Source organism: Streptomyces sclerotialus, from assembly GCF_040907265.1.
In the GTDB taxonomy this organism is placed as follows: domain Bacteria; phylum Actinomycetota; class Actinomycetes; order Streptomycetales; family Streptomycetaceae; genus Streptomyces; species Streptomyces sclerotialus.
In genome coordinates this window covers 6,059,955-6,080,848 of the sequence record NZ_JBFOHP010000002.1, presented here as the reverse complement: position 1 = coordinate 6,080,848, position 20,894 = coordinate 6,059,955, and the positions used below count along the sequence as shown (strand labels likewise).

General features: G+C 73.5%; 13 protein-coding genes. 2 read left to right on the top strand and 11 right to left on the bottom strand.

Annotated elements, in window-relative coordinates; all coding sequences use genetic code 11:
• Positions 1-249: 249 nt before the first annotated feature.
• A complete protein-coding gene (lexA, locus tag AAC944_RS26915; protein WP_030618738.1) occupies positions 250-1,041 on the top strand; it encodes a transcriptional repressor LexA in 792 nt (263 codons plus the stop codon).
• A 205-nt stretch (positions 1,042-1,246) separates the two neighbouring features.
• Here the strand turns inward: lexA and AAC944_RS26910 are convergent, their stop codons facing one another.
• From AAC944_RS26910 to AAC944_RS26890, 5 genes are all read right to left on the bottom strand, one after another.
• Positions 1,247-3,271, bottom strand: a complete 2,025-nt coding sequence (locus AAC944_RS26910; RefSeq protein WP_030618741.1) for an ATP-dependent DNA helicase — start codon at positions 3,269-3,271, stop codon at positions 1,247-1,249.
• A 75-nt stretch (positions 3,272-3,346) separates the two neighbouring features.
• Entirely contained in the window at positions 3,347-5,245 is a 1,899-nt protein-coding gene (locus tag AAC944_RS26905) for an IucA/IucC family protein (RefSeq protein WP_078888736.1), read from the bottom strand.
• An 88-nt stretch (positions 5,246-5,333) separates the two neighbouring features.
• Positions 5,334-6,179 (bottom strand): GNAT family N-acetyltransferase, encoded by an 846-nt coding sequence (locus tag AAC944_RS26900; RefSeq protein ID WP_438272760.1) that lies wholly within the window; start codon positions 6,177-6,179, stop codon positions 5,334-5,336.
• 296 nt (positions 6,180-6,475) lie between these two features.
• On the bottom strand, positions 6,476-8,887 hold the full coding sequence (locus AAC944_RS26895) for an IucA/IucC family protein (protein WP_078888737.1): 2,412 nt from the start codon (positions 8,885-8,887) through the stop codon (positions 6,476-6,478).
• Positions 8,884-10,302, bottom strand: coding sequence for a diaminobutyrate--2-oxoglutarate transaminase family protein (locus AAC944_RS26890; RefSeq protein WP_196943141.1), 1,419 nt, complete (start codon positions 10,300-10,302; stop codon positions 8,884-8,886). Before AAC944_RS26890 ends, AAC944_RS26895 begins: the two co-directional genes overlap by 4 nt.
• Before the next feature lie 379 nt (positions 10,303-10,681).
• Here AAC944_RS26890 and AAC944_RS26885 point away from each other — a divergent pair, with 379 nt between their 5' ends.
• A complete protein-coding gene (locus AAC944_RS26885; RefSeq protein ID WP_030618753.1) occupies positions 10,682-11,908 on the top strand; it encodes a trypsin-like serine peptidase in 1,227 nt (408 codons plus the stop codon).
• Positions 11,909-12,009: 101 nt separating this feature from the next.
• On the opposite strand, the gene hflX is transcribed toward AAC944_RS26885, so the two are convergent.
• From hflX to miaA, 6 genes are all read right to left on the bottom strand, one after another.
• Positions 12,010-13,509 carry a GTPase HflX gene (hflX, locus tag AAC944_RS26880; protein WP_030618756.1) on the bottom strand — a complete coding sequence of 500 codons (1,500 nt, stop codon included), beginning with the start codon at positions 13,507-13,509 and terminating at the stop codon, positions 12,010-12,012.
• Between the two features lie 228 nt (positions 13,510-13,737).
• Complete coding sequence (locus tag AAC944_RS26875) at positions 13,738-15,285, bottom strand: M1 family metallopeptidase (RefSeq protein ID WP_078888738.1); 1,548 nt, start codon at positions 15,283-15,285, stop codon at positions 13,738-13,740.
• Between the two features lie 138 nt (positions 15,286-15,423).
• Positions 15,424-17,766 carry a RelA/SpoT family protein gene (locus AAC944_RS26870; protein ID WP_030618760.1) on the bottom strand — a complete coding sequence of 781 codons (2,343 nt, stop codon included), beginning with the start codon at positions 17,764-17,766 and terminating at the stop codon, positions 15,424-15,426.
• A 217-nt stretch (positions 17,767-17,983) separates the two neighbouring features.
• Positions 17,984-18,874, bottom strand: coding sequence for a diaminopimelate epimerase (dapF, locus tag AAC944_RS26865; RefSeq protein ID WP_030618763.1), 891 nt, complete (start codon positions 18,872-18,874; stop codon positions 17,984-17,986).
• Between the two features lie 107 nt (positions 18,875-18,981).
• On the bottom strand, positions 18,982-19,650 hold the full coding sequence (locus AAC944_RS26860; RefSeq protein WP_051872023.1) for a hypothetical protein: 669 nt from the start codon (positions 19,648-19,650) through the stop codon (positions 18,982-18,984).
• Positions 19,651-19,832: 182 nt separating this feature from the next.
• Complete coding sequence (miaA, locus tag AAC944_RS26855; protein ID WP_030618770.1) at positions 19,833-20,783, bottom strand: tRNA (adenosine(37)-N6)-dimethylallyltransferase MiaA; 951 nt, start codon at positions 20,781-20,783, stop codon at positions 19,833-19,835.
• Positions 20,784-20,894: the final 111 nt, after the last annotated feature.

Genomic DNA, 20,894 nt, shown 5'->3' with positions numbered 1-20,894 from the left:
GCAGGTCACGGCGGTGGCGCCGTGATCGTCCGCGGAACCTCGGCGGAACGGGCACCCGGCGCGGGGAATTCCCGGCCGGAACGGTACCGTAATGCCCGTTATCACCTTTCGGCGGCCCGTCGGCTATACACCCGTTCTCCTGATCAGGTCAGCTAATCCGCGAATTTTCACTCGAACGTGTGTTTGGCGCAACCTTTCGAAAGCAACTACCGTTGGCTAACTAGGGAGAACATTCCGAGAGGGGCCGACGTGACCACCACCGCAGACAGCGCCATCATCGCCGCACAGAGCCACTCCCAGGGCCGCTTCGAGCCGACCCAGAAAACACCGATGGACGAGGCCACGACGCACCCGGAGGGCCAGAAGCCGGCGCGCTCGCTGCCCGGGCGCCCTCCAGGAATCCGCGCGGACAGCTCCGGCCTCACCGACCGGCAGCGACGGGTGATCGAGGTCATCCGGGACTCCGTCCAACGCCGGGGATACCCGCCGTCCATGCGCGAGATCGGCCAGGCGGTGGGCCTGTCGAGCACGTCGTCGGTGGCCCACCAGCTGATGGCCCTGGAGCGTAAGGGCTTCCTCCGCCGCGACCCGCACCGGCCGCGTGCCTATGAGGTCCGCGGCTCCGACCAGCCCGCCGCGGCCCCCGCCGACACCACGGGCAAGCCCGCGGCCTCGTACGTCCCCCTGGTGGGCCGGATCGCCGCCGGTGGCCCCATCCTCGCCGAGGAGTCCGTCGAGGACGTCTTCCCCCTCCCCCGGCAGCTCGTGGGCGACGGCGAGCTCTTCGTGCTGAAGGTCGTCGGTGACTCCATGGTCGAAGCCGCGATCTGCGACGGCGACTGGGTCACCGTCCGCCGCCAGCCGGTCGCGGAGAACGGCGACATCGTCGCCGCGATGCTGGACGGCGAGGCCACGGTCAAGCGCTTCAAGCGCGAGGACGGCCACGTGTGGCTGCTCCCGCACAACGCCGCCTACCAACCCATCCCCGGCGACGAGGCGACCATCCTCGGCAAGGTGGTGGCGGTGCTCCGCCGGGTCTGAGTGCCGCGGCCGGCCCGCGACGCCTCTCCCCGGAGCCGACCGCTCCCCCGGAGCCGTTCGCGGTGAACGCTACGGGCCCCGTATACCGACCGGTGTACGGGGCCCGCGTTCGTGCGTACGGGCATGGCTCGCCCATGCTGCGCGCGTGGGCTACCGGCGTACGGCCGGAGGCCCCGGAGGCCTCAGGAAAGCCCGCACCGCCCTCCTAGGCGTCTGCCGTGGCCGGCTCCTCCGCCGTCCCCTCCGGGACCTCCTCGGCGGCCTTCTCGGCCGCCTGGGCCGCCGCGTCGATGGCGGCCAGAGAGCGGCGCACCTGATTGCGGTCGGTGGTGTACCAGAAGCCGGGCATGGAGGCGCGCAGGAACGAGCCGTACCGCGCCCGCTCGACCCGCGGGTCCAGGCAGGCGACCACACCACGGTCACCGGAGGCACGGATCAGCCGTCCCGCGCCCTGGGCCATCAGCAGCGCCGCATGCGTCGCCGCGACCGCCATGAAGCCGTTGCCCCCGGCTTCCTCCACGGCCTTCTGGCGGGCGCTCATCAGCGGGTCGTCGGGGCGCGGGAACGGCACCCGGTCCATGACCACCAGCTGGCAGTTCGGCCCCGGTACGTCCACGCCCTGCCACAGGGACAGGGTCCCGAACAGACACGTACGGGGATCGGCCGCGAACGCCCGGATCAGCTCGCCGAGCGTCTCCTCGCCCTGCAGCAGGATCGGCACGTCCAGGCGGCCGCGCAGCTCCTCGGCGGCGGCCTGCGCGGCCCGCATCGAGGAGAACAGCCCGAGCGTCCGCCCGCCGGCCGCCTCCACCAGCTCCGCCAGCTCGTCCAGCATGTCCGTACGGGTGCCCTCGCGCCCCGGCTGGTTCAGATGCTTCGCGACGTACAGGATGCCCTGCTTCGCGTAGTCGAACGGGGAGCCGACGTCCAGGCCCTTCCAGGGCGGCGCGTCCTCACCCTGGGTGCCCTCGGGGGCCAGGCCCAGCGAGGCCGCCACGCCGTTGAAGTCGCCGCCGAGCTTCAGGGTCGCCGAGGTCAGTACGACCGAGCGGTCCTCGAAGAGCTTCTCGCGCAGCAGCCCGGACACCGACAGCGGGGCGACGCGCAGCGAGGCACCGAAGCGGTCGTGCCGCTCGTACCAGACCACGTCGTACTCGGAGCCGTTCGCGATCCGCTCGGCGACCGCGTGCACGTTCTCCACCGAGGCCAGCGCCTGCTTACGGACGGCGTCCTCGTCCTGGACCGACTTGTCACGGGTCGAGCCGAGCGCGGAGATCACCGTACGGGCGGCGTCACGCAGCGCCATCAGGCAGTAGCCCAGATCCTCCGGGATCTCCTCCAGGCGGCCGGGCAGCGCCAGCTCCATCAGCCGCTCGAACGTCTCGGCGGCGGTCTGCAGCTGATCGGCCGCCTTCTCGTTGACGAGCTTGGCCGCCCGCCGGACCGCGCGGTTGACCTGGCCCGGGGTGAGCTCCCCCGTGGCCACGCCGGTGACCCGGGAGACCAGCTCATGGGCCTCGTCGATGATCAGCACCTCGTGCTGCGGCAGGACCGGCGCGCCCTCGATGGCGTCGATCGCGAGCAGCGCGTGGTTCGTGACCACCACGTCGGCGAGCTTGGCGCGCTCGCGGGCGGCCTCCGCGAAGCACTCCGCGCCGTACGCGCACTTCGATGCGCCCAGGCACTCCCGCGAGGACACCGAGACCTGGCCCCAGGCCCGGTCGGAGACGCCGGGGGTCAGCGCGTCCCGGTCGCCGGTCTCCGTCTCGTCCGCCCAGTCCCGCAGCCGCAGCAGATCCTTGCCGAGCTTGCTGGTGGCCGTGGCCTGCTCGAAGGGGTCGAACAGGCCCTCCTCCTCGTCCTGCGGCACGCCCTCGTGCAGGCGGTGCAGGCAGAGATAGTTCGACCGGCCCTTGAGCATGGCGAACTGCGGGCGGCGGCGCAGCTGCGGATGCAGCGCGTCGACCGTACGCGGCAGGTCGCGCTCGACCAGCTGGCGCTGGAGCGCCAGGGTGGCCGTGGCGATCACCACTCGCTCACCGTGTGCCAGCGCCGGCACCAGATAGCCGAGGGACTTTCCGGTGCCGGTGCCGGCCTGGGCGAGCAGGTGGGTGCCGTCGTCGACGGCCTCGGCGACCGCCTCGGCCATGGCGACCTGGCCGGGGCGCTCGGTGCCGCCGACGGCGGTGACGGCGGCATGGAGCAGTTCGGGGAGGGAGGGCTTCGTCATAGCGGTGCCAGCCTACGCGGGCCCACTGACACTCCGCCCGGTCCCGGCCGCCCCGTGGCCGGTCGCACGGTCGTGTCAGGGGGCGTACAGCGGATTCGGGATCATGCCGTGTACGGCGGCGTGCGGGCGGTGCGGGCGATCACGGTAACCGTCCAGGTGGAGACGGTTGCGGTTGAGGCAGAGCCGTTCGATCTCCGGCGTGAGCAGGTCGAACATGGCATGGCGCTCCTTGAGGTGCGGGAAGCGCTCGTGGTGGCGCAGGATCTCGGCCCGCACGAGTGACCAGAAGTCGCCCTCGGGTACGCCCAGTTGTTCCTCGCACAGCGGCGCCAGATAACGGAACACGCCGACGAACAGCCCGGAATGGATGAACTGCGTCAGGAAGGCGGGCGGTTCGGTGAGCAGGATCTCGCGTACGTCCGCGGGCATGGCGGCCAGTTCCGGCAGCGGGCCGTCGGTGGTGTTGACGTCGTCGACGAAGTCCTTGACCGCGAGGCGGGTGGGAACGTCCTGCGCGTCGAAACAGACGATCGCGTTCTCGCCGTGCGGGGAGAAGACGGTGCCGTACTGGTAGAGGAAGTGCAGCAGCGGCGGCAGCAGGGCGGCGAAGAGGTGGCGCAGCCAGATGTGCGGCGCGAGTCCGGAACGGTGGACCAGCTCGGCGGTGAGGGCGCGGCCGTCCCGGTCGGTCTGGAGCAGCGAGGCGAGGGTGCGGGCACGCTCGCCCGGGTCGAGCAGCGGGTGGATCGGCTCGCGCCAGATGCAGCCGAGGAGCTCCTTGTACTGGTACGGGACGCCGGGGATGCGGTCGTACAGGGGGTGCTCGACGGTGACGGACGCGGTCTCGCCGAGGAGGATCACTCGGGTCTCGTCGCGGAGGAACGGGTCGGCGTCGCGCACGCCCTGGACCCAGGCGGTGACGGCGGGGGCTGCGAGGGTGCGTTCGGTGGGCAGGCCGCGCCAGACGAGGGTGTTGAGGACGGACAGCGGGAGCTTGACTGTGCGGGCGTGCGGGCGGCTGGTGTTGAGGAAGGTCCGGATGGACTGCTGCGGCAACCGGAGGTCGTTGTCAGTGGTGAGTGGGACGATGAATTTGCCGGCGATGTGAGGGGCGTACAGCGGGGCGATGGTCTCGTCCCACTGCCAGGGGTGGACGGGGAGGTAGAGGTAGTCGGCGGGGTCGAGGCCCTGGCCGGTGAGGGTGCGGGCGAAGGTGTCGCGGAGGTCGGGGGTGAGTTCTTCGGAGTAGAGGCGGTCGGGGGTGGCCAGCGGGCCCGTGCCGCGGTAGCGGGCGAGGTCGCGGTGGGCGGCGATCCAGGGCAGCCGGCAGGGGGTGCGGGCTTCGGGGGCCCAGCGTTCGGCGTCGGCGGCGGAGAAACCGAGCCGTCCCTTGTTGGCGATCAGCCAGGGGTGTCCCGTCTGGTGGCCTTCGAGGGCCGCGTAGTCCAGGTCGGCCAGCTCGGCGGCGGTGAGGGCGGTGGCGTCCAGGCGGGTGTCGGCGGCAAGGGTGGCGGTCAGTTCACGGATGAGGTGGCCGGTGGTGTCACCGCTCAGGCCCAGGACGGTGTCGTGGGCGTGGAAGAGGAAATGCAAGGGGTCGCCGGTGGGCGTGAGCGAGTCCGGGTCGACGCGCCAGTGTCCGTACGCGCCGCGGCGGGCGTGGAAGCGGTAAGTGACGTCGGGGGTGAGGGGAAGGCGGTAGCGCGGGGTGCCGCAGGGGGCGGTGCCGTCCGGCTCGGGGGTGATGACCTCCTCGTACGCCAGTTCCGCGAGGGTCTTGGCGAGGAGGCGGCGGGCGGCGTGCTGCCAGGCGGCGTCGGACGGGCCGGCCGAGGCGGACGGGCGGGGCGGGCCGGACGGGGCGGTGGCGCCCGTCAGGCCTGAGGCGCCCGTCGGGTCGGTGGGGCCGGTGGTATGGGCGGGCCGGGCGGACGATGACAAGGCTGGCTCCTCGGTGCTCGGGGTGAGCGGCATAAGGGAATTCGCAGCGGGTCGTTGACGGAGGGAGCGGATACGGGGGTGCCGTGACCGGAGCTGGCCGGGGTCCGGGGCCGGTGGCGGGTCACAGGACGGTGCGCAGTGCGCGGTCGCGGATCATCAGGGCGGCGCGCTTGTCGGGCAGGTCGGTCTCCGCGGCGAAGCGGAAGCCGGCGCTGAGGAAGGCTGCTACGGAGGGGGTGTTGCGCAGGTCGGGTTCGGCCACGATCCGGTCGCACCGGGGGCGGTGGTCCAGGATGAGGTCGGCGGTGGCCCGCAGCAGGGACGTGCCCAGGCCGCGGCCGCGGTCGGCGACGCCCCCGATGAGGAGGTGGATGCCGGTGTCGTGCGGGCGGGCCGGGTAGTGGCGGGCGAGCGGGTCGAGGTCGGCGCGGTAGATCTCCCAGTAGCTCATGGGGACGCCCGCCAGCACGCCCAGGCAGGGCACGCTGCGGCCGTCGCCGTCCAGCTGGGCGCGCAGGTGGGCGGCGGTCCTGCCGGGCGGTCCCGCCAGCTCCCAGAAAGCGGCCACGGCGGGGTCGTTCATCCAGCCGGAGATCAGCGCGAGGTCGCGCTCCAGCCGGACCGGTACGAGCTGGAAGGTACCGGCCGCTGTCTCGGCGGGCCCCCACCCGGCGAGTCCGTCGAGGAGCGGGCCGGCCGCCGGGTCACCGGGCGACAGCCGCGGCTCGGTGTCCTCGGCCCCCAGGGCAGCGAGCTCGGGGGGCAGCTTGAGGTCGAGGGTGTCGCCGAGCACGTCACCGGGGGCGGAGGCGGCCTCGCCGAGCACGTCCCCCGGGGCGGGAGCGGCCTCGCCGAGCACGTCCCCCGAGGCGGGAGCGGCCTCGCCGAGCACGTGGTCGGCGTCGGGCGGGGCCTCCCCCGGGGCCGGGTCGGCCGCAGGCCCACCGCCGGCTGCGGGACGCGGCACAGGCCTGATGACGGGAGCCGTGGCGGTGGCAGGCGCCGTGGCGGTGGCAGGCGCCGTGACGGTGGCAGGCGCCGTGACGGTGGCAGGCGCCGTGACGGTATCGGAAGCCGTGACAGTGGCGGGAGCCACGGCAGTGGCGGAAGCCGTGGCAGACGCCGTGGCGGCGGGAGCCGTGGCAGACGCCGTGCCGGCGGCGGGAGCCGTGGCAGGCGCCGTGGCGGAAGGCGGTTCGGCAGGGGGCACGGCGAGTGCTCCTCTCGTGGCCTCGGAGGGACACGGATCAGTGGCCTCGGGGGTCACGTGGCGAGGGGGTTGGGGATGGTGACGTAGACGGACTGGGTGTCGACCGGGCCGACGAGTTCGTCCAGGCCGTGCAGCCGGGTGAGGAGGTTGGCCTTGCACCGCAGGGCCGGGGTGGCGAGGAGGTGTTCGGGCAGCGGCGAGCGGTGCGCCGCCGGCTCGGCGGCGGCTCCGGCCAGGAAGCGCCGGAACGCCGCGAGGAGCACGCCTTCGTCCGCGAGCTGCTGGGCGCCGAACGCGCCGATCAGGCCGAGGACGTTGTTGATGCCGAGGTAGTAGGCGAACCGCTCGTCGGTGACACCGTCGGGGACGAACGTGTCGCTCTCGACGCCGATGCCGGGCAGCCGCCGGTCCAGTTCGGCGCGGTGCGACTCGCGGAAGTAGTAGCCCTGGTTGTCGCGGTACCGGCCGCCCGCCGGCCAGCCGTCCGCGTCGAGCAGGACGAGGGTGTTCTGCTGGTGCGCCTCCAGGGCCACGCCCGCGGTGCCGTCCAGCCAGAGGACGGGGCGGACGACGGTGTGGAGGTAGCGCAGGAACCACTCGGCGGCGACGGCTCCGGTGGGCCGCCCGGTACGCGCGGTCAGCGTGCCGATGAGATCGGCGAGGCGGGAGCGCATGCCGTCGTGGCCCGGCCAGGGCCGCGGGGAGGTGAGCCCGGCGAGGCACACGGCGTCGTGGTCCGGGCCGAAGGGGTTGTGACGGAGGATGACGTCGAGGCCGCGTACGGGGGTGCCGTCGGTGCCGGTGACGGCGAGCCAGGCCGGGTCGCGGACGATGTCGAAGCCCGGGTGCGCCGCGCGCCACTCCTCGGCGAGGCCGCTGCGGAGGAGGCGGTGGACCTCGACGCCGCGCTGCAGCTCCTTACGGAGGTTCTCCCGGCGGGAGTTGGTGATCCGGAGCCCGACGGAGAGCTTGAGCATGGCGTCCGCGCCGGGGCGGTGGACGGTGCGTACGGAGGAGGTGGGGTGCCAGTGCGCGCCGTGCTGTCCGAGGTCGTGCAGCAGGCCGGCGTCCAGGAGCGTGGCGACCTCGGGACGGTGCCGTACCTCGCGGGCCTGCCAGGGGTGCAGCGGCAATGCGGCCGTATCGGCCGGGAGCGTGAGGCCGTCGCCAGCGAGGCCGGCGGTGAGGTGGTCGGCCGGCACGGTGCGGCCGCGGGCGGTCCAGGCGGAGTCCGTGGCCAGCACGGAGCGGTGCACGGCCAGCCAGTGCAGCGGGAAGGAGCCGCGCAGCTCCGGGGAGTACGCGTGGATCTCCCCTTCCGAGAGGCCTTCGCGGCTCTTCGGGGTGGGGTGCAGCGGGTGGCCCAGGATCAGTGACTGCTCGCCTTCGAGGAAGCGGTCGCGGTGCGGGGACGCGGCGCTGGACCGCCGCTCGGCGAGGATGACGGCGGTGCACCGTACGGAGTTGGCCACCCGGCCGATCAGCTCGGCGGCGTCCTCGGCGGAGATGTCCTTCTCCCGGGAGGCGGTGGTGCGGCCGTGTGCGGGGGCTGCTCCGTTCCTGCGCGCCGGTCCGTGCGCCGGCATGCCACTTGGCGCCGGTACGTGCGCGCTCACACCGTTCACCGCGGGCCGGTCGGCGGCCGGTGTCTCCCACGGCGCCGTCGGCGCCGTCCCGTCCACCGCTCCGCCCACCGTCGCCTCGCGGCGCAACAGGGCGGCGAGGGTGACGGCGTCGAGGGGCGGGGCGCCTGCCGGGGCCTGTTCCAGTACGGGCGGGCCGAAGCGGTGGCAGCCGGTGGCCGACCAGTAACGGACGGGGACGCGGAGGGCGGTGCCGCTGGCGTCGAGCGGGAGGCGCAGGTGTGCGCCGGCCGGACGCGGGATGCCGGTCTCCCGGACCCAGCAGCGGAGGAGGTTCTCGGTGCCCGCGGCGTCCGCGGCCCTGGCCGGGTCGGGGTGATCCAAGGGGTCGGGCCCCGCCACGGCAGCCGCTGCGAGACGCGTAGCGGGTCCGGCCTCGACGGTGTCGACCGACACCCCGCCGCCTTCCGCCGGCAGGCCCGCCTCGCACACATGGCCGATACGCCGTGCCTGACGCGGGACGCTGGGTTCGTCGGCGGCCGGCGCACCGGACGCCGTACCAGCGCTGTCATCGGCGTCGTGTCGTACGTCGGGCGACGGCTCCGCCTCCCGGTCGGGGCCGGCCACCTCACTGCCGCCCTGCGGGGTAGCCGCTGAAGCGGCGGCCGGCGAGGCCTCCGACGATTCAGCGGAAGGCGAGGCCTCCGGCGACTCGGCGGAAGGGGCCGTGGCGGACGCTTCCGCCGAGGACGCCGCCGCGTCCGGGCCCTCCGCCGGGGGCTGTGTCGCGTGCGTTTCGTCCGCCGGGGTGCCCGCCGCGGGGGCAGCGTCCGGAGAGGGGCCGGCCGGCCCGTTCGTCGCGGGGCCAAGGCGTTCGGTCATGGGGTGGTGCCTCGCATCGTGGGGAGTGGGGAACCCGTCGGTCCGGGGGTGGCGCTGACCGCCGCCGCGATGGCGTCGGCGAGGCGGTCGAGTACGGCGTCGGCCTGTTCGTCGGTGAGGGTGAGCGGCGGGAGCAGGCGGACGACGGCGGCGCCGCGGCCGCCCAGCTCCACGATCAGTCCGCGGTCGAGGCACTGCTGCTGGACCTCGGCGGCCAGCTGGGAGGCGGGCGGCGGGGCTCCGTCGGCGCCCACGGGCCCCTCCGGGTCGACCAGTTCCACGCCGAGCATCAGGCCGCGGCCACGGACGTCGCCGATGCAGTCGTGGTGCGCGGCCAGGCCGCGCAACCGGGCGAGCATCCGTGCGCCCAGCTCGGCGGCGTGGGCGGCGAGGCCGTTCTCGCGTACGTACGCGAGCGTCGCGGCGCCTGCCGCCATCGCGAGCTGGTTGCCGCGGAAGGTGCCGGCGTGCGCGCCGGGGCGCCAGGTGTCCAGCTCCTCGCGGTACACGATCACCGCGAGCGGGAGGCTGCCGCCGATGGCCTTGGAGAGGACGAGGACGTCCGGGACGATGCCGCTGTGGTCGACGGCCCAGAAGGCGCCGGTACGGCCGACTCCGGTCTGCACCTCGTCGACGATGAGCGGGACGTCGTGCGCCGCGGTGATCTCGCGCATCCGGCGCAGCCAGCTGTCGGGCGCGGGGATCACGCCGCCCTCGCCCTGCACGGGCTCCACGATCATGCCTGCCGGGCGCGGCACGCCGCTCTTGGGATCGGCGAGGGCGTTCTCCGCCCAGCGGGCGGCCAGTTCGGCGCCGTGCTCGGCGGCTTCCTCTGCGGAGCGCCCGTCGGCTCCCTCTCCTGCGCCGCGTCCGCCGGTCCCGAAGGGGCAGCGGTAGGCGTACGGATACGGGAGGCGGGTCACTGAGGTGTCCCGCGCGCCCCCGGATGCGGCGAGCGCCCCCGCCGTCATGCCGTGGTACGCGCCGGAGAACGCCATCAGACCGCCGCGGCCGGTCGCGGTCCGTACGAGCGTCAGCGCGGCCTCGACGGCGTCCGTGCCCGCCGGGCCGCAGAACTGCACCTTCCCGTGCTCGGCCAGCTCCCTGGGCAGGGTGGCGAACAGCTCGGTGGTGAAGGCGTCCTTCACCGGGGTCGCGAGATCCAGGACGTGCAGCGGGGCGCCGGAGTCCAGGACGGCACGGATCGCTTCCAGTACGACGGGGTGGTTGTGCCCCAGTGCCAGGGTGCCGGCACCGGAGAGGCAGTCGAGGTAGCGGCGGCCGTCCGCGCCCTCGATCGTCAGCCCGCGGGCGCGGACCGGGACGACGGGCAGCGAACGCGCGTACGTACGGGCGGCGGATTCGCGGAGCGACTGCCTCCGCAGGATCTGCTCATGGGCCAGCGGCGGTGCCATCGGCGGAGGCTGGATCAAGGCCACGGCGGTGTTGTCCTCCTGCTGTTCAACGGGCCACCGGAGCACTGTTCGGCGCCGGTCGCCGGCTGCGTGGGCCGTCCCGTGAACACGGGGCGACCGTCCCCCGTACGTACCAACGACGTCACGGGCACCGGAACACGGCCTCGGCAAAGATCCTTGACGACCGGAACCGCGGACCCGCCCGGTGCCGTCCCCCACGGCACCGGCATAGTGGGGCTCTGCATTCCGGACCGGCCACCACAACCAGCGGAGCGGTCCAAACAAGTCCATACCGATCGTCAACGGTCGCCGAACGATCACCTTCATGGTCGCCGCGATCGCCGTACGGTCGCTGAACACACCCAGGGGGAAGCCACTCATGCGATCCATCCGCCCGTCCGCCGCCCGGCCGCGTGCCGGCCGGAGAACCACACGCGGTATGCGCCCCGCCGTCGCCGCGGCCGCGCTGGTCGGCGCGCTGGCGTTGACCGCCACCGCCTGCGGCCCCTCGGAGGACGACGCCGGTTCGCAGCCGGACCAGACCGCCGTGGACCAGCCGGGCGGCGGCAAGCTGAAGATCCCCCAGGAGCTGCAGGACAAGCTCAAGGACCTCGGCGTGAACCTGGACGACTGGAAGCACGGCGAGTGGAAGAACTGGGACAAGGACAAGTGGCTGCGTGAGGCGGGCCAGTTCGTCAACCCCTACATCAAGGGGCTGTGGGACCCGGACCGTATGAAGGACGCCGAGCAGCCCGACAAGCACGTCGAGCCGGAGGACATCTCCGGCGACCAGGGCGTCACCGACCCCGAGCCGGCACCCGTGACGGCACAGCCGGTGAGCGCGCCGTACAGCACCGACGCGCCCGGCGTCGGCAAGGTGTTCTTCGACAGCCCCGAGGGCTCGATGGTCTGCTCGGGCGCGGTGGTCGAGGACCCGGCGAACCCCGGCAAGTCGAACATGGTGTGGACGGCGGGCCACTGCGTGCACGCCGGCAAGAGCGGCGGCTGGTACCGGAACATCGCGTTCGTGCCCTCGTACAACGACAGCGGCAAGTCGGCGGCCGAGCTGCAGGGCGCCACGAAGGAACAGCTGGCCCCGAAGGGCGTGTTCTGGGCCGACGCGGCGCAGACCTCGCAGCAGTGGATCGACGAGGGCGCGAAGTCCGGCGGCCAGGGTGCGCCGTACGACTTCGCCGTGCTGCACGTGAAGCCGGAGGCGGGGAACACCAAGTCGCTGGAGGAGACGGTCGGCACGGCGTACCCGGTGCAGTTCAACGCGCCGGCCGTGCCGAAGATCCCCTCGATGACCGCGCAGGGCTACCCGGCCGTGAAGCCGTTCGACGGCCAGACGATGCAGGAGTGCCCGTCGAAGCCCGGCCGGCTGTCGCTGGACGCGGCGCAGCCGACGATGTACCGCATCGGCTGCACGATGACCGCCGGGTCCTCCGGCGGCCCCTGGTTCGCCAAGGACCAGCAGGGCCGGACGGCGCTGGTGTCCAACACCTCGATCGGCCCCGTGACGGCCGACTGGCTGGCCGGCCCGCACCTGGGCGCGGAGGCCAAGGGCGTGTACGAGGCCGTCAGCAAGAAGTTCGCGAACCAGTGACCGGCACGGCGACCCCGTAGCGGACATGCGCGAGGGCCCGCTCCCCAACGTGGGGAGCGGGCCCTCGTACGTCGGCCGTACGCGCTGCCGGCCCGTGCGGGTCAGCCGCCCGCGGCCGCCGGGACGTACGGCTGCAGCTCAGCGGCCAGCTCTTCATGGACGCGGGCCTTGAGGACGGTGCCCTCCGCGGTGTGCTCCTCGGAGATCACCTCGCCCTCGGCGTGCGTCCGGGAGACCAGCTGGCCGTGGGTGTACGGCACCAGCGCCTCGATCTCGACGCTGGGCCGCGGCAGCTCCTCGTCGATCAGGGCGAGCAGCTCGTCGATGCCCTGGCCCGTACGGGCCGAGACCAGCATGGCGTGCTTCTCCTGGCGCAGCAGGCGCTGCAGCACGAGCGGGTCGGCCGCGTCCGCCTTGTTGACGACCACGATCTCCGGCACGTCGGTCGCGCCGACGTCGCGGATCACCTCGCGGACGGCCGCCAGCTGCTCCTCGGGCACCGGGTGCGAGCCGTCGACCACGTGCAGGATGAGGTCGGAGTCGCCGACCTCCTCCATCGTGGAGCGGAACGCCTCGACGAGGTGGTGCGGGAGGTGCCGGACGAAGCCGACCGTGTCGGCCAGGGTGTAGAGCCGCCCGCTGGGCGTCTCGGCCCGCCGGACGGTCGGGTCCAGGGTGGCGAACAGGGCGTTCTCCACCAGGACGCCGGCGCCGGTGAGGCGGTTGAGCAGCGAGGACTTGCCCGCGTTGGTGTAACCGGCGATGGCGACCGAGGGGACCTTGTTGCGCCGGCGCTCCTGGCGCTTGATGTCGCGCCCGGTCTTCATCTCCGCGATCTCCCGGCGCATCTTCGCCATCTTCTCGCGGATCCGCCGCCGGTCCGTCTCGATCTTGGTCTCACCGGGACCACGGGTGGCCATACCGCCGCCCGCCGAACCGGAGCCACCGCCACCCATCTGCCGGGACAGCGACTGACCCCAGCCGCGCAGCCGGGGCAGCATGTACTGCATCTGCGCCAGCGACACCTGCGCCTTGCCCTCCCGGGACTTGGCGTGCTGGGCGAAGATGTCGAGGATCAGGGCGGTCCGGTCGACCACCTTGACCTTGACGACGTCCTCCAGGTGGATCAGCTGGCCGGGGCTCAGCTCACCGTCGCAGACGACGGTGTCGGCGCCGGTCTCCAGCACGATGTCGCGCAGCTCCTGCGCCTTGCCGGAGCCGATGTACGTCGCCGGGTCCGGCTTGTCGCGGCGCTGGACCACACCGTCCAGCACCATCGCGCCCGCGGTCTCGGCCAGGGCGGCCAGCTCCGCGAGGGAATTCTCCGCGTCGTGGACCGTCCCGGAGGTCCATACGCCCACCAGCACCACGCGCTCCAGGCGCAGCTGCCGGTACTCGACCTCGGTGACGTCCTCGAGCTCGGTGGAAAGGCCCGCCACACGGCGCAGGGCCGCGCGGTCGGAGCGGTCGTACTGGTCGCCGTCACGCGCCCCGTCGATCTCGTGGCTCCAGGCGACGTCCTCTTCCATCAGGGCGTCGGCCCGAAGGCTCTCGTGGAGGCGCTGTCGGTCCTGCTGAGGAAGGGAAGAAGAGGAGGTCATTTGATCCTTTGTGTCGTTGGGACGTCCCGGAACGGGCCCTTGTCAGGCCCGGGGACTCTCGATCGTGACAACGTCCGGACGCCCCGGGAGATTCCCGGCGGTCCCGGCGTCGGCCCGACGATGGTCGCACGGCGGGTGAAGCCCGTCACGCGAGTTTTCCTGCCCGGCCATTGTCCCTGGTGAGCACAGCGGTGCCGGTCCCGGGGTACAGCGGTGCCGGTCCCGGGGTCAGGAGGAGTGCGCCTTGGGCCCCGCCTCCTGCCCGCCCTTCTTGACGTGCCAGTCCGGGTGGCCGGGCATCGGGGGCGTACGGGTCCCGTACAGCCAGCCGTGCAGGAAACCGGACAGGTCCTCACCGTGGACGCGGGAGGCCAGCGCGACGAAGTCGGCGGTGCCGACGACGCCGTCGCGGTGCTGCTGGAACCAGGCGCGCTCCAGACGGTCGAAGGCGGCGGCACCCATGCGCTCCCGCAGCGCATACAGGACGAGCGCGCTGCCGTCGTAGACGACGGGGCGGAAGATGCCGGTCTTCTGGCCCTTCTCCGGCACCTTCGGGGCCGCCGGGGGCCCGCCGGCCGCCCGCCAGGCGTCGGACTCCTCGTAGGCGCGCTTCATGCGCTCCTCCATGGCGGCCGTGCCCCGGCTCGCGCGGTCCGCGTAGAGCGCTTCGTACCAGGTGGCGTGCGACTCGCTGAGCCACACGTCGGACCAGGTACGGGGCGTGACGCTGTCACCGAACCACTGGTGTGCCAGCTCGTGCACCATCAGTGACTCCACGTACCAGGCCGGGAGCTTGTCGTTGGTGAAGAGGTGCTTCTCGAAGAGGGAGAGCGTCTGGGTCTCCAGCTCGAATCCGGTCGAGGCGTCGGCCAGCAGCACGCCGTACGTCTCGAAGGGATAGCGGCCCACCTTGCGCTCCAGCCAGGCGATCTGCCCGGGTGTCTTGGCGAGCCAGGGCTCCAGCTTGTGGCGCTCGGCTGCCGGTACGACGTCCCGCAGGGGCAGCCCGTGCGGCCCCTGGCGCCGTACGACAGCGGATTTCCCGAGGGACACCTGGGCCAGCTCGGTGGCCATCGGGTGCAGCGAGCGGTACGTCCAGGTGGCGGCGGGGCCGCGGGCGCTGCGCCCGAGAGGCACGCCGTTGGCGACGGCGGTGATGCCCCTAGGCGCGGTGATCCGGAAGGTGAAGTCGGCCTTGTCGGAGGGGTGGTCGTTGCACGGGAAGACGCGGTGCGCGGCGTCCGCCTGGTTGGCCATCACCAGCCCGTCGCCCGTACGGACCCAGCCGCCGTCCTTGGCGCCCTTGGGATCGCTGGTGTGCCGGACGACGATCCGCATGACCTGGCCCGGCCCGACGGATCGCGCCGGGGTGACCACGAGGTCCTCGCCGTGCGTGGCGTGGCGTGCGGGGGCGCCGTTGACCTGCACGGACCGCACGGTGCCACGGGTGAAGTCGAGGTTGACGCGGTCCAGGTGGCCGGTGGCCCGGGCGGTGATCGTGGTGACGGCGTCCAGCGGGACGTCGTTCCTCCCGGAGTACTCCATGGCGATGTCGTACGCGGCGACGTCGTAGCCGGGGTTGCCGAGGTACGGGTAGAGGCGGTCGCCGAGCCCCTCGGGGCCGGGCTCCGGCGCGCCCGCCGCCAGGAGGGCGCCGACGGCCAGCACTGCCGGTACGGAGCGGCGGCAGGCCACGAGGCGGTGCGGCGCGGAGGGGCGTGGCAGGTCCGGCGCCTGGCGGGTGGGGGACACGGTACGGCGGGACGTAAAGGGCATGCGGTTACCGCTACCAGCACGGCCGTCCCGCTGAGCGGCGGCGCGGCAGCGCAGCACCCGAACGAGCGGTTCCGGCCGCTTCCCGGGCGCGTCGCCGGGAAGCGGCCCTGTCACTTCCGGGAAGCGGGCGGCCGGCCTTCAGAAGCGGAGGGACGCGGCCGGCTGGTCGCGTCCCGCGCGCAGCACATCGAAGACACCCGGCACCTGGCGCATGGCCCGCATCAGGGAGGGCAGTTCGGCGGCGTCCGGAAGGCGCAGCGTGTACGTGTGCCGCACCCGCTGCTCGCGCGGCGGTTCCACGTCGGCGGAGACCACGGCGGCGCCCTGCGCGGCGATGGCTTCGGTGAGGTCGGCCAGCAGCCGCGGCCGGCTGAACGCCTCGGCGAGCAACGTGACCCGGCAGCCCTGGTCCGGCGCGGCCGAGCGGCGCCAGTGCACCCCGACGGGCGGCCGCCCGGCCGCCGCCATCCGGGCCACGGCCGGGCACAGGGCGCGGTGCACGGTCACCATGCCGCCGCGTACGGCGAAGCCGGTGACCTTGTCGGGCGGTACCGGCGTGCAGCAGCCGGCCAGCCGGACCGTCGCGTCGGGGAGGTCGGCGACGGCGGGGACGGACGGGCGCGGGCGATGCTCCTCGGAGGCCGCACAGGCGTCTTCAGGGGCGGCGGCGCCCGCCTCGAAGGCACGGCCCCGCCCGGTGGCCGGGGACGCCTCTGCGGCCCCCTCGGCGGCGTGGTCCGCGCCGCTCTCCGGCCGCTCCGAGATCTCTCCGGCCGCTTCCCGTTCCGCGCGCTCGGCGCCCGGGTGGGTGGTGAGCCAGCGGGAGATGGCGAGGCGGGCCGCGGGTGTGCGCGCGTACTCCAGCCACTGCGGGGAGGGGCCCGCCGCGGAGTCCGGGGCCATCAGCAGATGCAGGCTGTCACCGTCACGGAGGACCGTCGAAAGGGTCGCCAGCCGGCCGTTCACCCGCGCACCGATGCAACAGTGCGCCCCGGCGCCATGGAGCGCGTACGCGGCGTCCACGCAGCTCGCGCCCGCCGGCAGCCGGAACGCACCGCGGCCGCCGGAGTCCTCGGCCGCCTCCCGTGCCGCGTCCGCTCCCCCGCCGAAGCCGCCGCCCGCGCGGAACACCGTGATCTCCCGGTCCTCCGCCAGGTCGTCGCGGAGCGAGGTCCAGAACGTGTCCGGGTCGGGCGCGACCCGCTGCCACTCCAGCAGCCGCGAGAGCCACCCGGGGCGGGTCGGGTCCACCCGCTCCCCGTCGTGCGTCTCCACGCCCTCCCACGGACCGGACGGGGTGCCCTCCGCGGCCACGTGCGGATTGCCCAGCGCGATCACCCCCGCCTCGGCCACCCGGTGCATCTGATGGGTGCGGATAAGCGTTTCGGCAATGTCGCCGTCCTCGCTCATCACGGCCGTGTGCAGGGACTGGTACAGGTTGAACTTGGGCGCCGCGATGAAGTCCTTGAACTCCGAGACGACCGGCGTGAAGCAGGTGTGCAGCTCCCCCAGGACGGCGTAGCAGTCCGCGTCCTCCGCGACCAGGACCAGCAGCCGCCCGAGATCCGCGCCGGTCAGCTCACCGCGCCGTATCCGCACCCGGTGCACCGACACGAAGTGCCGCGGGCGGACGAGGACTTCCGCGTCGATACCGGCGTCGTGCAGCACCGCGCCCATCCGCTCCGCGACGGCCGCGAGCGGATCGGGGCGCTCGGCGTGCTGCAGCACGAGGGTGCGGGTCGCCGCGTACTCCTCGGGGTGCAGGATCGCGAAGACCAGGTCCTCCAGCTCGGTCTTGAGCGCCTGGATGCCGAGCCGCTCGGCGAGCGGGATCAGCACGTCACGGGTGACCTTGGCGATCCTGGCCTGCTTCTCGGGGCGCATCACCCCGAGGGTGCGCATGTTGTGCAGCCGGTCGGCGAGCTTGATCGTCATGACCCGGACGTCGTTGCCGGTGGCCAGCAGCATCTTGCGGAAGGTCTCGGGCTCGGCGGCGGCACCGTAGTCGACCTTCTCCAGCTTGGTGACGCCGTCGACGAGGAAGCGCACCTCCTCGCCGAACTCCGCGCCCACCTGATCGAGCGTCACGTCCGTGTCCTCGACCGTGTCGTGGAGCAGGGAAGCGGTCAACGACGTGGTCTCCGCGCCCAGTTCGGCGAGGATCAGGGTCACCGCGAGAGGGTGGGTGATGTAGGGCTCGCCGCTCTTGCGCATCTGCCCGCGGTGCGAGGACTCCGCGAGGGCGTACGCCTTGCTGAGGACGTCGAGGTCGGCGTCGGGGTGGTGGGCGCGGTGGACCTTGGCGACGTGCTCCAGGGCGTCGGGCAGGCCGTCACGCGGGGCCGGACCCAGCAGCGCCGCGCGGCCGAACCGGCGCAGGCCTCTCAGCTCCAGCCGGGGGCGGCCGCGTTTACGGGCCGCATCCCCTGCCGGGTGAAGCTCTGCGGGCGCACCGCTGGGTTCAGTGGCCTCTGCGCTCATGGGGCACCTCCGGCAGCATCGACCGGCGGCCGGACGCGATCAGGCGGTGACGGCGGTGTCCGGGCCGGTGCTTGATGCTACCGAGCCCATCACGCACCGCTCACCGCCTCTCGCCCAGAGTGAAACGGATCACCCATTCGAGCGAAACTTCTACGACGGCCGTGACTGTCCGGAACCGGCTCCCGGGTGCTTCTCGGGAGCCGGCCGGACGCCGGTCTCAGGCGGTGGCCGCGCCCGTCCAGGAGGGGTCGATGGTGCCCTCCGCGACGATCACCGCGGGGCCCGTCATCTCCACCGTGCCGTCCGGCAGCTCGGTGATCGCCAGGCTGCCGCCGAGCACGTCGACGGTGTACGTGACCGGGCTGCCCGTGACCGCGGGGTCGGCGCCGTCCCGGCGGGCGGCGGCGACGGCGACCGCACAGGCACCCGTGCCGCAGGAGCGGGTCTCGCCGGAGCCGCGCTCGTGCACCCGCATGGCGACGTGGCGCGGGCCGCGGTCGACGACGAACTCGACGTTGACCCCGTCCGGGTAGACGGCGGCGGGGCTGAACGGCGGAGCGCTGAGCAGGTTCCCGGCGTGGCCGAGGTCCTCGACGAAGGCGACGGCGTGCGGATTGCCCATGTTCACGTTGCGGGCGGGCCAGCTGCGGCCGTCGACCGTGACCGTGACCTGCTCCTCGGGGAGCTCGGCGCGGCCCATGGTGACGGTGACGTCACCCGTCGCGCCGCCCGCCGCATCCTTGGCGAGGTGCACGCGGCGCACTCCGGCGCGGGTGGCGACGGCCAGGTCGCCGGCCTCCACGAGCCCGGCGTACTGGAGGTAACGGGCGAAGACGCGGACGCCGTTGCCGCACATCTCGGCGATCGAACCGTCGCCGTTGCGGTAGTCCATGAACCACTCGGCCTCGTCGGCCATCGCGCGCGCCTCCGGATGCGCCGCGGACCGCACGACGTGCAGCACGCCGTCGCCGCCGATACCGGCCCGGCGGTCGCAGATCCGCGCCACGAGGGCGGCGGGCAGCTCCAGCCGGCCGTCGGGGTCGGGGACGATCACGAAGTCGTTCTCGGTGCCGTGGCCCTTGAGGAAGGCGATGCGCTCGTTGCTCACCCTTGAATCGTACGGGGCACCACCGACAGCGGCCGCATCCGGGCGCGGGCGGTGCGGGCGCACCGGGAACGGGCGTCCGGCGCGGCCGGACCAGGCGCGCGGCCGGGTCAGGTGCGCAGTCGGGCCACGCGCCAGATCGCGAGGGCCGCGAGCACCAGGACGACCGCGACGTACACCGCGACCACCCGCCAGTCGGCGCGGCGGCCCGAACCGCGGGCCGGCAGCCCGGGCCAGGTGTGGCCGACCCGGCGGGCGGCCATCATGCCCCAGCCGGCCGCGCAGCAGCACAGCAGCAGTCCGAGCATCGCGAACACCGCGCCGCCGTCCCCGCTGAATTCGAACGCCAGCGGGAAGGCGAACATCAGTGAGCCGACGGCGGCCAGCCCCACGATGGGGGCGAGCTGCCAGAGGCGGAGGCGGCGGGGTGGCCGCAGCTCCCGGAAGGACGCAGCGCCCTCGGCGGGCCGGTCGTCCTCGGACTGCGCGTCGGGCCCGTCCGAGCCGTCCAGCGCGTCCCCGGCAGCCAGTCCGCCGTCGTCCGCGGGCGGGCCGTCCGCCGGGCGGGGGTCGCTCGTGAGCAGGTCGTCGTCGGCGAGGCGGTCATCGGGAGTGAGGCCGTCACGGTCCGGAGGAGCCGGGTCCCCGCCCGGTCCGGCCTCGGCGGCGAAGGTCCCGTCGTCCGGGAGGTCCCGGTCCGGCAGGTCCCGCGCGTCCGAAGGTCCGGTGGCGGCGGCCGGCCCGGGGTCGTCGTCGAGGGCGGGGGCGCGGCCGGGCATCGCTTCCCTTCCGCCGCGCTCTTCCTCGCGCCGTACCTCCGGCTGATGCGCTCTGCTACGAGGGCGGGCCTCCATCGCCAATGCCCTCCCAGTTCCAGACGCCACGGCTCGGTCGATGGTCGATAATGACACGCCCTCAGGGGGCCCGATGACGGCCGGAGCGTCCCGATGCCAGGACGTGATCAGGCTGTGACCGGTCGTTCGAGCAACGCCAGCGCGCGCTCCGGAAGTTCCTTCCGGGCCTCCGCCGCGCCACTGAGCCAGTGGACCCTCGGGTCCCGCCGGAACCACGAGTCCTGCCGGCGCGCGAAGCGCTTGGTGGCGCGTACGGTCTCGGCCCGCGCCTCGTCCTCGGTGCACTCCCCCGAGAGGTACGCCAGCACCTGCTGGTATCCGAGCGCGCGGGAAGCCGTACGCCCCTCGCGCAGGCCCTGCGCCTCGAGAGCGCGTACCTCCGCTACGAGCCCCGCCTCCCACATGCGGTCCACCCGTACGGCGATCCGCTCGTCCAGTTCGGGGCGTGCCACGTCGACGCCGATCTGCACGGTGTCGGCGTAGACCTCGCGCTGGTCACCGGGGCCCGGCAGGTTGGCCGTGAAGGGCCGCCCGGTGATCTCGATGACCTCCAGGGCGCGGACGATGCGGCGGCCGTTGCTCGGCAGGATGGCGTGCGCCGCCTCCGGGTCGGCGACGGCCAGGCGGGCGTGGAGTGTCCCGCTGCCCTCGCGTTCCAGCTCGGCCTCCAGCCGCGCCCGCACCTCGGGGTCGGTCCCGGGGAACTCCAGGTTGTCCAGCGCGCCGCGTACGTAGAGGCCGGAGCCGCCCACGAGGACGGCGGTGCGCCCCTGGGCGAGCAGCCGGTCGATCTCGGCGCGGGCCAGCCGCTGGTACTCCGCGACGCTCGCCGCCTGGGTGACGTCCCAGATGTCCAGGAGGTGGTGCGGGACGCCGGCCCGCTCCTCGTGGGTGAGCTTGGCGGTGCCGATGTCCATGCCCCGGTAGAGCTGCATGGAGTCGGCGTTCACGACCTCGCCGCCGAAGTGCTGGGCGAGGGCGACGCCCAGGTCGGACTTACCGGCCGCGGTGGGGCCGACGACGGCGATGACCCGCGGAGCGGGAACTGCGTTGTTCACCGCGCCAGTCTGTCAAACCGCGCGGCCGGTTTCGAATGAGCCATCGTGCTGCCCGCTCCCCGGAGGGCAGGCCACGGTACGAACGAGTCCGGGGTTTGGCCCGCAAGAGTA

Bases quoted from the DNA above. Each gene is read 5' to 3' on its own strand.
- AAC944_RS26885 (WP_030618753.1), top strand. From the start codon at position 10,682: ATGCGATCCATCCGCCCGTCCGCCGCCCGGCCGCGTGCCGGCCGGAGA.
- AAC944_RS26895 (WP_078888737.1), bottom strand. From the start codon at position 8,887: ATGACCGAACGCCTTGGCCCCGCGACGAACGGGCCGGCCGGCCCCTCT.
- AAC944_RS26870 (WP_030618760.1), bottom strand. From the start codon at position 17,766: ATGAGCGCAGAGGCCACTGAACCCAGCGGTGCGCCCGCAGAGCTTCAC.
- AAC944_RS26890 (WP_196943141.1), bottom strand. From the start codon at position 10,302: ATGGCACCGCCGCTGGCCCATGAGCAGATCCTGCGGAGGCAGTCGCTC.
- AAC944_RS26860 (WP_051872023.1), bottom strand. From the start codon at position 19,650: ATGCCCGGCCGCGCCCCCGCCCTCGACGACGACCCCGGGCCGGCCGCC.
- AAC944_RS26905 (WP_078888736.1), bottom strand. From the start codon at position 5,245: ATGCCGCTCACCCCGAGCACCGAGGAGCCAGCCTTGTCATCGTCCGCC.
- AAC944_RS26910 (WP_030618741.1), bottom strand. From the start codon at position 3,271: ATGACGAAGCCCTCCCTCCCCGAACTGCTCCATGCCGCCGTCACCGCC.
- AAC944_RS26875 (WP_078888738.1), bottom strand. From the start codon at position 15,285: ATGCCCTTTACGTCCCGCCGTACCGTGTCCCCCACCCGCCAGGCGCCG.
- hflX (WP_030618756.1), bottom strand. From the start codon at position 13,509: ATGACCTCCTCTTCTTCCCTTCCTCAGCAGGACCGACAGCGCCTCCAC.